The 12,356-nt window shown below is 41.1% G+C and carries 11 protein-coding genes; 6 read left to right on the top strand and 5 right to left on the bottom strand.

Going from position 1 to position 12,356, the window contains the following annotated elements:
• Nucleotides 1-64 precede the first annotated feature (64 nt).
• Together RAM70_RS06095 and RAM70_RS06090 are read right to left on the bottom strand one after the other, a co-directional pair.
• Entirely contained in the window at nt 65-337 is a 273-nt protein-coding gene (locus tag RAM70_RS06095; protein ID WP_045359525.1) for a lipopolysaccharide assembly protein LapA domain-containing protein, read from the bottom strand.
• Entirely contained in the window at nt 334-1,890 is a 1,557-nt protein-coding gene (locus tag RAM70_RS06090; protein WP_045359524.1) for an endo-1,4-beta-xylanase, read from the bottom strand. The genes RAM70_RS06095 and RAM70_RS06090 overlap by 4 nt, the downstream gene beginning before the upstream one ends.
• A gap of 158 nt (nt 1,891-2,048) precedes the next feature.
• Between RAM70_RS06090 and RAM70_RS06085 the strand changes: the two genes are divergently transcribed.
• On the top strand, nt 2,049-4,514 hold the full coding sequence (locus tag RAM70_RS06085) for an O-antigen ligase family protein (RefSeq protein ID WP_045359522.1): 2,466 nt from the start codon (nt 2,049-2,051) through the stop codon (nt 4,512-4,514).
• Nucleotides 4,515-4,549: 35 nt separating this feature from the next.
• On the opposite strand, the gene RAM70_RS06080 is transcribed toward RAM70_RS06085, so the two are convergent.
• Nucleotides 4,550-5,002 (bottom strand): hypothetical protein, encoded by a 453-nt coding sequence (locus RAM70_RS06080; protein ID WP_312675824.1) that lies wholly within the window; start codon nt 5,000-5,002, stop codon nt 4,550-4,552.
• Between the two features lie 231 nt (nt 5,003-5,233).
• On the opposite strand from RAM70_RS06080, the gene RAM70_RS06075 reads away from it, so the two are divergent.
• The 5 genes from RAM70_RS06075 to RAM70_RS06055 all read left to right on the top strand — a co-directional run bounded on the left by RAM70_RS06075 (nt 5,234) and on the right by RAM70_RS06055 (nt 10,264).
• Nucleotides 5,234-6,085, top strand: coding sequence for an alpha/beta fold hydrolase (locus tag RAM70_RS06075; RefSeq protein ID WP_045359519.1), 852 nt, complete (start codon nt 5,234-5,236; stop codon nt 6,083-6,085).
• A gap of 377 nt (nt 6,086-6,462) precedes the next feature.
• Nucleotides 6,463-6,771 (top strand): DUF6679 family protein, encoded by a 309-nt coding sequence (locus tag RAM70_RS06070; RefSeq protein ID WP_002735547.1) that lies wholly within the window; start codon nt 6,463-6,465, stop codon nt 6,769-6,771.
• 286 nt (nt 6,772-7,057) lie between these two features.
• Nucleotides 7,058-7,519 (top strand): cupredoxin domain-containing protein, encoded by a 462-nt coding sequence (locus RAM70_RS06065; protein ID WP_002741915.1) that lies wholly within the window; start codon nt 7,058-7,060, stop codon nt 7,517-7,519.
• Entirely contained in the window at nt 7,516-8,601 is a 1,086-nt protein-coding gene (cax, locus tag RAM70_RS06060; RefSeq protein WP_288002120.1) for a calcium/proton exchanger, read from the top strand. Before RAM70_RS06065 ends, cax begins: the two co-directional genes overlap by 4 nt.
• Nucleotides 8,602-8,644: 43 nt before the next feature.
• Nucleotides 8,645-10,264: a S8 family serine peptidase gene (locus RAM70_RS06055; RefSeq protein WP_312672793.1), complete on the top strand. Its 1,620-nt coding sequence runs from the start codon at nt 8,645-8,647 to the stop codon at nt 10,262-10,264.
• 88 nt (nt 10,265-10,352) lie between these two features.
• Here RAM70_RS06055 and RAM70_RS06050 read toward each other — a convergent pair whose 3' ends face one another.
• Nucleotides 10,353-11,621 carry a DNA cytosine methyltransferase gene (locus RAM70_RS06050; RefSeq protein WP_045359514.1) on the bottom strand — a complete coding sequence of 423 codons (1,269 nt, stop codon included), beginning with the start codon at nt 11,619-11,621 and terminating at the stop codon, nt 10,353-10,355.
• Between the two features lie 85 nt (nt 11,622-11,706).
• Nucleotides 11,707-12,345, bottom strand: a complete 639-nt coding sequence (locus RAM70_RS06045) for a HEPN domain-containing protein (RefSeq protein WP_312672790.1) — start codon at nt 12,343-12,345, stop codon at nt 11,707-11,709.
• Nucleotides 12,346-12,356: the final 11 nt, after the last annotated feature.

The following is a 12,356-nucleotide window of genomic DNA, read 5'->3' as shown; positions in this document are numbered from 1 at the left end:
CTTAGAACACATTTTACCCACCAAACCCTAAGAGAGCCGATAAATTAGCCAGTCAAAAGACTATTTAAAAATCAAACTCGTCTAACCCCGATTCTGGGGGAGAAAAGCGACTGCGAGGAGATTTTTTCGACTTTCTCAAAAAAGCGGGAATAACTGCGGCGATAAAAAATCCCATTGCCAAAGAAAAAGCCAATAAAATGCCGATAGGTACTTTAATTGACTCAAATTGTAGAAACTTTAAAGAAACTGGTTGGATATTTTGGATAACAAAAACCGCCATAGTCATAATCCAACCGCCGACAATAGCACTAGCTAAAAAATTACTAATTGTATTCATGCTTGTCCTCGCCAGGTTTGTAGGAGATTTTTTAACCTTTTGTAGGCTAATTTCGGAGTTAGATCCCTATTAACTAAACCTCCGTGGGGCCAGAAATTACCGTTATCGGTTAAATCCCACCAACTAATTGCTTTGATATAGGATTTACTATAACAAAGGCTGTAGAATTGTTCCACCCAATCGGCTTGAATTGCCTCACTCCAGTCATCGCGCCACCGTCCTAGGGGTTCCTTTAAATAGGATAATTCATCGACGGTGGTGGCGGAAGAAATGCCTAATTCCGTGATATGAATTGGTTTTCCTAATTGACTAAAACGTTCCAATTGTCGATCGATCTCGAATAAATCTCGATCGGGATAATATAATTGTAGTCCGATCGCCTCAAATTCAATACCTGCCTCTAGACAAGTTTGCAGATATTCTAAAGGACTATGTTGGGGCGGTTGATGGTATGCCACATTTTCGCCCCAAGTGCAACAACTATTAACAATTCTATACACTTGCGGATTGCCGCGACGGGATTCTTGACAGGCAATCTCGGTTAATTCGATCAACTGGTTGAGGGAGAAATTTAAATCATTTGCCCATTTAATGCCGTTAGCCTCGTTAATCACGTCAAAATGGCTGATTTTTCCCCGATAATATGCCGTAACTTCCCTAACTCGCGTTGCCACTAATTTTTTAATCTCTGCAAAGGGTTGATTGCGGATAAAGTCGGGAATGCCCACGGGATGAAACCAGACGAGAGGATGACCTTTCGGGGTAATATTATGATTAAGTAGCCAATCAACTCGTTTATCCGTCTCATTTTGCTGAAAATATCGCCAATAAAAGGGTATTGTTGCAAAATTAAAGACTGCTTGGAATAATTCTTGGTATTTTTCTCCCTGTTGGGGATAGCCAAAAAAATTACAACCAAAGAGAAAGTCTGGTTTTAGAGAATTTTGGGCGATAATTTGGGTTGCTTTACTGATAACTGCCATTTCCCCCGCCCAGAGACTCTCAGTTAAGCTTTTATCACAGTACTGCACCCTTTCTCTATTATTATCGCTGGCATTGGCTAAATCGAGATAGCTTTTCGCTGTTTCCAGACGTTGCCAAATAGCGGGGGAAAATTGCCCCCCCTGTTGCTGCCAGACTTCGAGAGACTGTTTAACCCGATAAAAATGGGAGTCAGCGGCAGCTAAATTAAAATTTAAGGGAAAATCGGCAGCAGAGTAACCGAAACCCCGATTATCTGCCTCTAGGAACATTTCCCCGAAACCCTTCACCGGTAACTTAAGAGTTATCGCTACAGGGGAGGGGGGAAGGGAAGAAAATAATTTTCCCTCCTCCAGATTGCGGGGAGGATTTGGTAAAGGTTGGGCAGCAAGGGTGAGAAAATAGAGTTGATTGAGGGCTTTTTTATTTAAAGGTTGACCATCGGGGCTAAAAGCCTCTATTTCTATTTTTTTTGGCAATATTTCGGCTTTTAAACCGGTATTAATTGCTAAGGTGACAGTGAATCCCCCTGTTAGATAGAGAAATTGTCGTCGCGGAAACTGATTAAACATCTATTTAATTTCTAACCATCATTGGGGAATAGTAAGAATAAGAATCCTAACTCTATTGACTTGACTATCACTAATTTAAACCTGGAAACTGGCCGAGGTGGTTTTCAATAGAGAATAATTGAGATAACTTATTAATTTTAATCCTCGATCCACCCGCTATGACTGAGACGACTAACGATATTGCCACTTCCCGTCTGTGGTTACTGCTTACCGCTTTTCTCTACGCAATTTTCACCCTGATGGCCGATAGTCATAGTCTCATGGTACAGTGGCCTTGGGTCGCTATCTGGCAAATCGGTTTACTCTGTCCGATTTTATGGTTATTATCCCAGATTTGGCACCATAAAAGCTTGACTGGTTTGGGTAATGGTTTTGATCTGATAACTGGGATTATAGTTTTGGGATTAATTATTTCTAGTCTTTTCTCCCCATTTCCCAATCAAGCGCGCTGGTATAGTTGGGCAGCTATTGGTATTATCTGCGCTTTATACGCCCTGCATCAATGGATTATCACTGATAATTCTCCCCAGCGACGCTATGCTATCCTCAGTTTTCAAGGTTATCTCAGTCTGGCTTTTATTATTATCAGTCTTTTTTTGTGGACAAGCCAAACTTTATCACCGGAATTAGCAAGGATTAGGGAATTACAGCAAAATGGAGTCGAGATTTCTTTTGATTTTTCAGTCTTAGAGTTACGCAATTGGGCGCCCTTGGGTCATCAAAATTATGTGGCGGGTTTTCTCGTTCTTGCCTTACCTTTACTATTGGGATTAGCTATATTGGCTAAAAATTGGCAGCGTTGGCTATGGTTTACCGGTATTGGTTTAGGCATTCTCGATCTCTACACTACCAGTTCTCGGGGTGGTTGGCTAGGATTAATCGGGGTTTGTGTAATAGGATTAGGAATTTTAATTTTTAGAAGTCAAATTCCCCGACTCTGGTTAGGATTAGGAGGATTAGCCACTTTGCTGTTTTTATTTATTGTTATCTTCGCTAATAATCGTCTAAAAACCGTGATAACTTCCCTAGTACAGGGAGGAGGAGATAACGAATTTTCCTATCGTTGGATTAATACCCTTATCGGTTGGCAGATGGGCAGTGAAAATCTTTTGACGGGGATTGGTTTAGGCAATGTTCCTATCACTTATCAGCACTACCGTCCCCTGATAGCGGGAAGGGCATCAGAATTGATTTATCAACTGCATAGCACCCCCGCTCAATTATTTGCTGAATTAGGCATTTGGGGCATTTTAGCAGGGATTGGACTGGTTATAGTCCTGATTTTTCATTTTTTTCGTTCTCCCGCCCCTGACAATTTCAGCGATCAAATTTTACTGCCCTGTGTTTATACAGGATTATTCGGCTACGGATTAATGAGTTTAACCGATTATCAATTAGATAATATTGCTATTGCCGGAACCTTAACTATTTACCTAGCTTGTCTGACTTCTTCCTTACCTAGAAAAGAAACTAAGTTTTTAGCTATTCCCCCAAAAGGTATCTTTTTTACAGGATTGGGAATTGTGTTAGTCATGATAATTTGGTTACTTCCTATTCATCGCGCTTGGCAACTTTCTAGTTATGGCTTCGATTTTTTGGCAGAAAAAAAGATCGCACCTTTTCACGATACTCTGATTAAAGCCCATCAATTAGCCCCCTGGGAACCCTATTATCCCTATCAATTAGGTTGGAATTTAGGCGATTTAGCTATTAATACCAATAATCTTCAGGCTTTAAACGAGGGAATTAAATATTTTCAAGTAGGAAATCAGGTTTCTCCCTATCAAGAATTCGGCCACAGTAATCTGGGATGGTTGCAACTGAGGCAAAATCCCAGCGCAGCAACTAAATCCTTTATCGAATCAATAAAATTAATCCCCGCTAAAAGAGGAGTGTTTCAGGGTTTGGCCGTCAGTTTACTGGCCCAAAATCAACCCGATTTAGCTATAGAAGCTTTTGCTTTAGAAGCTGTGCGTGATCCTTTATTTATTACCAGTTCCCTCTGGCGTTTACCCAGCCTACAACCAATATACACAAAAATGTTAGACAGGGTTGATTCAATTTATAGTCAGCTTTTGCAAAGTAACCCTTCCGAGAATTTGAAAAATAATCTGCATTTTTATCGTGGGAGTTTGTCCTGGTGGCGCGGGGATGAACTGAAAGCGGCCCAAGATTGGCAAAAATCCGGGAAAGAAGTGGGAAAAGCTTTATTAAATCCCTCCCTAAAAAATCCCTTACCCGGAGTAGATTTACTGAAACAAGCTTGGTTAAATCCCCCTGAAAGAGGGAAGCTTTTACCACAAGCATGGTTACAATCTCAAAAAAGTTTTTTACCGACCGAGATAGAGAAAAATTTAGCCGATTCCATGGCCAAATCTGCTAACTTTGACCTCTGGTTAAGAGAAAAGGCAACCCCTTGGCCATATCGTCGTCAAAGGGCAGGTTTTGGGGTAAACAGTCGTCATATCGATGGGGTTCAACCGTTTGATTTTACTCCCGTGGTCGATAATATTGCCGTCACTACATGGTTTAATAATCTGTTTGCTACTCCCGATTATTTCCCCGAATTCGATACTCTCCTACAACCCCTGCGGGAGGAATTAATTAAGAAAGTGCAGGGATAATTATCGGGGTGGCTCCACAACAGTTTAAGCTAGAGCTAGTAAATATAAATAGCACCCTGTTGATTGATGTTAAAGGTGGTATAACCGGGGGTACTCCCCGGAACTTTGGTGACAGTAATCGTGACTAAATTATCATCACTGACCTCTACGGCATAGATTAAACTAGAAGAATAGCGATCCGCGGCGGCATTAGCCCGATTAATCAGAATATATGCTGGAATTACGAAACCTCTTAGGGTTGTCTCCGTACCCGGAGATAATAATTGGGGAGAAGAATTAATATTGGCCGATAGGTCATAATTGAGGTCAATATCGGTTTGATTGATAATTTTGATCTCCACGGGACGACTCATATTCACCCTAGCAACAGGCTGCCAAGGACCCGGTTGAAAGGTGGTAGCGGGGGGATTTTGTGCGGGTAAAGAGGGGGGAAAAACTAATCCCAGACTTAACACTAGGGAAAGAGTTAAAAAGCGATCGCATTTCATAGATAAATCCTGGTCTAGGGTTGTCATCCTATTTTAGGGAGGTATCCCCAGTGTTTTATACTTAAAGTAGAAGCTTTTGAAATTGTCTATAGCATTGATTGATCAGCTATCAGGGAAAATCCTAAGCTTCCCTGATTCTGCTCTGTAAACAAGGCTAAATACACCGATTTTTCTCTAGAAGTTTCCCTAGTAACCCCTATCAACGGTTTAACTTAGGTTGAGATTGATTATATGCCTACCATCGACATATCGGGAGTATCCCACAGTTACGAGTTATTTTCGCCCCGAGCGGATAAACCGGTTTTAGTCTTTATACACGGTTGGCTGCTGAGTCGTCACTACTGGCAGCCTTTGGTAGATATTCTCTCCCCGGATTATCCCTGTCTAGTTTACGATCTCCGGGGCTTCGGCGACTCCCAAAAAATCACCTCTAACAGTCCTCCTAGTAGTTATAACCTTGAATCCTACTCCCAAGACGTTATTACCCTTCTTAACCGCTTAAACCTCGATGCTGCTTGGTTAGTTGGTCATTCCCTCGGTGGTAGTGTGGCTTTGTGGTCCGCGGATATCTGTCCTGAACGGATTAAAGGGGTAATCTGTATGAATGCCGGCGGTGGCATCTATCTAAAGGAGGAATTTGAGCGCTTTCGGGAAGCCGGAAGACAGATTTTACAGAGAAGACCGCCTTGGTTGCCCGGTGTTCCCTTGATTGATGTTTTATTCTCGCGGATGATGGTCAAGCAACCCCTAAGTAAAAAATGGGGCAAACAGCGAGTGATTGATTTTGTCCGGGCCGATTACCAAGCGGCCCTAGGGTCACTTTTGGAAACCACCACTATCGGCGAAGTTCATCTTTTACCCCAGATTGTCTCCCGTCTCCCGCAGCCGGTCTATTTTCTGGCGGGGAAAGAGGACACGATTATGGAAGTTAAGTACGTTAACCATCTGGCGAGTTTTCATCCCTTGTTTGAAACTGGCGGCAACGTGATTGAGTTGTCCGATTGCGGTCATTTTGCCATGCTCGAACAAACAGCAGCGGTGGCCCAAAAGATGATGGCTATTTTAAATCAGCATCGGGGTTAGGTGTTGGGGTTTTAGGGTTTTAGTTGAAATTCCCCCATCTCCCCATCTCCCCATCTCCCCATCACCTCATCACCCCATCACCCCATCACCCCATTCCATCCACAGATGCTGTTATCAGGTGAAAATTTATGTAACAATGACTCTATAAGGGCGATTTTTTAGTGAATCGCCGAAGCCGTCTATTAATCGAATCGATGTCTTTGAAGAACGTAGCCCCAAACTGGAAACCTGACTTTTCTTTCCCATTCTTGCCACTACTATCGGAATTTTTCTCCCTTTTGTGTTATCCACGGGAATTTTTGAGCTATTGCTAAGATTGGCATTTTGTCACTTCCCGTTAGTTAAATCCAACAAAAGAAGCTGTTTAGGAGCAATTTATGTTACACCGCAAGATTTATCAATTCTGTATGGATGGTCAGGAAGTCTGCATTTTCTTGCGCGATCAGCAAAGATGGATTGATAATGCTCGTATTATCGATCTAGAAAGCGATCTCGTCACCATTCGCTACGAAACAGAAGAAGAAGACGAAATTTCTTCTTGGGAAGAAATGGTGCGTTTAGAAAGTATTGGTGCGGTTAGCAGAAAACTGGCCTCGGTGTCGCGGACGAATCCTGATATTAATGTCTCGGAAGATTGTCCGGAAGCCGAACAACTTTATCCCCATTCTCCCGATAGCTTAGATTAATTTTGTCGATTTAACTGAGAGTGGCTAGAAGTCCCGAGGTTTGAACAGTGGCCAAGGGACTTTTAGGGAATGGAAGGGAAGACAGCCGGTCAGAATCACCACTTGTTGTAAAGTTATCGTCAAAGCCGCCAGATTTTCTCTAAGCTGTACTGCATTTAAACTGCATATTGGAAATTTTAGTACAAATGCTAAAACTTCCTCTCCCTGCTCCCAACTCCGGCACTCCGGTTCAGTCTTAACGAGCAATTTAGATAGTCAACAGCTTATTATAAGCTGCAGGAGCAAAATGAATTCTAATCCCTACTTCGCTGGCAAGGATATCTACCAAAAATTTGTGGCAGTAGTAATAGTTTTAATTAGTTGTTGGTTAGTGACTTTTCCGGCCTTCGCCGGCTCCGCCCCTCTAGAAGTTAAAATTAGTCTAGGCTCCGGGCAAGGAGAATTAAAATTCTTTCCTAGTCAACTAGACTTTATTGCTGGACAAAAATACAAATTAATCCTCGATAATCCCAGTCCCACTAAACATTATTTTACCGCTAAAGACTTCGCCGATGCTAGTTGGACGCAGAAAGTTGAAGCGGGAAAAGTGGAGATTAAAGGGGCAATTCACGAACTAGAATTAAAACCTAATGCACAGGCAGAATGGGTAATAGTTCCTCTCAAAACTGGTAAGTATAAATTAATCTGTACTATTCCAGGTCATGCTGAAGCGGGAATGGTGGGAGAAATCGCCATTAATAACCCATGAATTTAAGAAAAATTGTCTCCTTTGCTTTCCTATTATTTATTCCCCTATCGGTGGTCGCTAGTCGTCTTAATTGGGGAGATCAAGCTATTTTTATCACTGCCGCTTTATCGATCATTCCCCTGTCAATTTGGTTAAGTACGTCTGTGGAAAGAGTTGCCGTAGTCACTGGGCCAACTTTGGGAGGATTAGTTAATGCTATCTTTGGCAATACTACCACTTTAGTTATTGCCTTAATTGCCCTAAAAAAAGGCTTGGTGGACATCGTACAAGCCAGTATTACCGGTAGTATTCTCAGCGATTTATTATTATTTATGGGCATGGGAATGCTCACGGGAGGAATTCGCTACAAAGAGCAAGAATTTAAACCGATTTTAGCGCGGGTAAATGGTTCTTCCATGACTTTAGCAGTAATAGCGATCGCTTTACCAACTTTGGTAATATATACTTCTAACGTGGTGGAAGTTGCCGATATTCTCAGTCTTTCCCTAGTCACCGCCACGGTTTTATTAATAGTTTACGGGTTAACTTTATTATTTTCCCTCAAAACCCATAGCTATCTCTACGAAGTGGGATTAAGTAATGAAAATACCCCCGACAATCAGGTTAGTGAGGAAGAAAAAGCTCAAGTCTGGATTTGGTTACTTGTGCTGCTTACTTCCACCGTAGCTGTAGCTTATGAGTCGGATTTATTTGTTGATGTAGTGGAATCGGTGATGGAAGGATTTCATCTCACTCCTCTCTTTATCGGGGTGATTTTCATCCCTTTAATTAGCGATGTTTCTGGAATAGTTACCGTCATTCAATTAGCCCTAAAAAATCAGATGGATTTAACGGTTTCCGTGGCGATGGGTGATAGTTTATTGGTGGCTTTATTCGTAGCACCTTTATTAGTTTTTATCGGTCAATTTTGGCAGCAACCCATGGATTTAAATTTTAATCCCTTTAACGTGGTGGCTTTGATTGTAGCGGTGGTTGTCACTAATTTAATCAGCTTTACCGGTCGTTCCAATTGGTTAGATGGAACCCTATTACTAGCCACCTATTTAATCTTGGCAGTGGCTTTTTATTACCATCCCGCCTAGCCAAAAAAGAGATTTAGGTATTTTCTGAGATTTCTGTCCTAGAATGGATCGGTATCACCTTACTGCCGCAGGATTGCTGATGATGAAAAGAGGGTTTTGGTTTGTCGTCGGGTTAGTAGTAACGATAATTCTCCTTCCTTCCCTAGTTCTTTCTAATTCCATCGGTGAACAGGGAATTTATGCCGATCGCCTGCGGGCAGAACCCTATAATTTATTAGGGCGAAAAATTGCCATCGGTCAAGTGGAAATCGGCCGACCGGCTCAGTTCGGTTATGATAAAGTGGCAGCTTGGCGACCCCCCTATAAATTAGCCGGTGTTTTTTTTCGCGATCAAATTGCCAAACCCAACACCTATCTAGATAATCACGCCGCTATGGTGGCGACGGTGATGGTCAGTGATGATAAAAAAATCCCCGGAGTGGCCCCAAAAGCGAGATTATATTCGGGGGCGGTGGGTTCTTTGCGACGCGGCGGACAACCGGAAGAATGTCTTACCAGTCAAAATATTGCCCGACAAAATAGCGGTGATGTGCGAGCAATTAACTTTAGTTTTGGGGAATCTTTGCAAAGAGATCAACGACAGGAACCAAAATTAGATGGTCAAGCTTTATTAACTCAATGTGTTGATTGGTCATCGCGAGTTGATGATGTTCTTTATGTAATTGCCGGTAATCAAGGTAAGGGAGGAATTCCCATTCCCACCGATCATTTTAACGGCATTACTACCGCTTATACAGCGAAAAGAGAAGGAAAATTTACTAAAGTTGATTTTGCTAATATTAGTGCTTTGCCAGTGGGTATTGGTCGCAGTTTAATTAAACGGGAAATTAATGATGGTTCGCGACGGTCGATTAATTTAGTTGCCCCCGGCAATAAAATAGAGCTTTATGATCTCAAAGGTAAATTAAATACTGTTAGTGGCACCAGTTTCGCTGCCCCTCATATTACGGCATCCGTGGCGCTTTTACAAGAATACGGCGATCAACAAATTAATCAAAAAAATCCCCATTGGAGTCTCGATTCTCGTCATCATCAAGTAATGAAGGCAGTGATGCTTAATGCTGCCGATAAAATTAAAGATACGGGGGATGGGTTACGGTTAGGTATGAGACGGACAGTCTTAACTAAGGACCAAAAAACTTGGTTAGAGTCCGATGCTTATAAAGACCCGAAAATTCCTTTAGATATTCAGATGGGGACGGGACATCTTAACACTTTTCGCGCCTACCAACAGTTTAGTAATGGTCAATGGTCCGCCGCAGAATCTATTCCTCCTATTGGTTGGGATTACGCTACAGTTACCGCTAATAGTTATCAAGATTATGCCCTAGAGAAGCCCTTAAAAGCTAATAGTTTTGTTTCGATAACTTTAGCTTGGGATCGTTTGGTAGAACTAATCGATACTAATGGCAATAATCTCTATGATCTCGATGAAAGTTTCCGAGATCGCGGCCTGAATAATTTAGATGTTTATCTTTTACCTGACCAGGAGGATAATAATACTAAATACACCTGCGCTTCCCTGAGTGATAGTGATAGTTTAGAGCATATTTTTTGTCCTGTCCCCATCTCTGGAAAGTATAAAATTCGGGTTCAATATCGTCAACAAGTTAACGAGAAAGAACAAGCTTTTGCTCTCGCTTGGTGGACGGTTACCGAATAATAAAAATGATAGTAAATCCTGTTTAAAAAGTATAGGAGAGTGAGAAGATGGGAGCGAGTTTTTCAAGTTCGATTGGCAGTTAATCGTACTATCTCTGAGAGACACCTCGTTTTCTTTTCGCGATAACATCGTCAGGGATTCCCCAATAGTTTGATGCCTGAGACATATTATATAGCAATAAGTCTTCGGGCATTTTTTCTAAAATAACTCGGTTGAGATTAGCGGTATTGATATTCATTGCTCCCATCACAGAAGAGCCAAGTTCTTTCGATAATAGCGGAATAACCGCATTACCAATCTCACGAAAACCATGCCATATTGTGCGGTGAAACTGAAACCAATCGGGGAATGTATGTAATCTGGCGGCTTCTCGTACAGTAATACAACGAGGAATAGAATAGTGAATGGGTCTAGGAGCAGTATAGGCCCCTTTGTCACTATTAGTTCCGGCCCGGAGAGTATTGCATAAACCAGTGGGAGAAAGCTTGAAAAAGCGACTTTTTGGTTCCACTGTACCCGGTTCGGTTACGATAAATCTATTAATTGATCTTTGGGTATGAACTGAGCCTATATGTCCATAGATTTTTGTATCTACTGTTCTTTGATGGCAAAGTTTAAAAATATCCCTTGGCTGCACTGAATATTTTTTCCTCTTACCACTATAATCTAATTTTGATGCGGGTATGCCTAAATCAGTATCGATAAAGGCTGGTATTAATTCTAAATCTGAAATCGCATCATAGACGCTGGTAAAAGCTGATTTTTTGGCTGAGTTCAAATCGACGGTCTTTGCCAGGGGATATTTAGCCATCGTCACGTCTTTTCGACTACCAATTAAGATTAATCTTCTGCGCTTTTGTGGTGCGCCGTATTCACTGGCATCAAGGATTTTAATTGGCTGATTGATTGTATAGCCAATAGCTTCAAATTCAGAGATTAACTCCTCTAAAAATTGTTTATGTTTACCCGTAGCCATGCCGGGAACATTTTCAAAGATAAAATACTTGGGTTTAATTTCCCCTACAATCCGCAGATATTCAAATACAAGAGAATTTCTAGGATCATCTATTTGTCGTTTACCAATCAGTGAAAAACCTTGGCACGGCGGACCACCAGCAATTAAACTAACATCAGTGGCATAGCCTTTTAGTTTTAATAATTCCCATATTTCTCTACTTGTTACTTTGGCTATATCCCGGCAGATAGTTTGACAATAGGGAAAGTTAAAATGATGAACCAAGGAATGGACTGCATCAAACTCCACCGCTACAGCAATATCAAATCCCGCCGCTTCTAGACCAAGGGACATCCCACCGCAGCCGGCAAATAAATCGATCGCAATTGGTCTATGTTTCACTTTGATGATTAGCTCTCTATTCTCTGCATTTCATTATACTGTATTTCTGATATAATTAAAAATTTAAGTTTTATTAAGAGTGCAATTACTTGAGCAAATTAGTAATCAATTGATCGACTTTCTCTAATTCTTGAATAATTTGTTTAACTCTTTCTAATTCGTCGGCAGGGTTAGGCGTTTTTTTCGTTTTTATTGCCGAAGAATGAGCGATTTCACCGCGTTCTTCTCCAAAAGTATTCATATTGGCTAACCAAACTTTATCTAAGTCATCACTATCGATGCCGATTGGTAAGAGTAATTTTAATAGGTTAGTTTCCTTAATCCCATGATTTTGATCGATAACTGATTTAAAACATCTAATCACTATGTCAATTTTTTTAGTTATTTTCAGTTTGTCTAGGGAGACATTTTTGTTACCTTTAAGAGGAGTAATGGTATCGGGAGGATTTTCCATTTCTTGACCAGAAAAAGCGATTACACATAACAAAACTCGACCAGCTTTACCTTGATTATCCCAGATATTTTTTGCTGTCTGTACTGTATCCCAAACTCGATCTTCAAGATAAGATTCAATCTCAGCATGAGCAAAAACTCGATAGGCAAAAGTTAAAGCTAATTGTCTTTCAGAATATTCATTTATCTCGCTAAATTTACGAGGTAGGAATTGTTTTTTTAGTCGATTCAATTCTTTGGTTAGTTGTCTAAATCTTAGAGATTTCGGCATAGTAAAAAAAC

The organism is Microcystis wesenbergii NRERC-220 (assembly GCF_032027425.1).
Classification (GTDB): Bacteria; Cyanobacteriota; Cyanobacteriia; order Cyanobacteriales; family Microcystaceae; genus Microcystis; species Microcystis wesenbergii_A.
The sequence above is the reverse complement of the archived record's forward strand: the minus strand, read 5'-3'. Positions and strand labels throughout refer to the sequence as shown.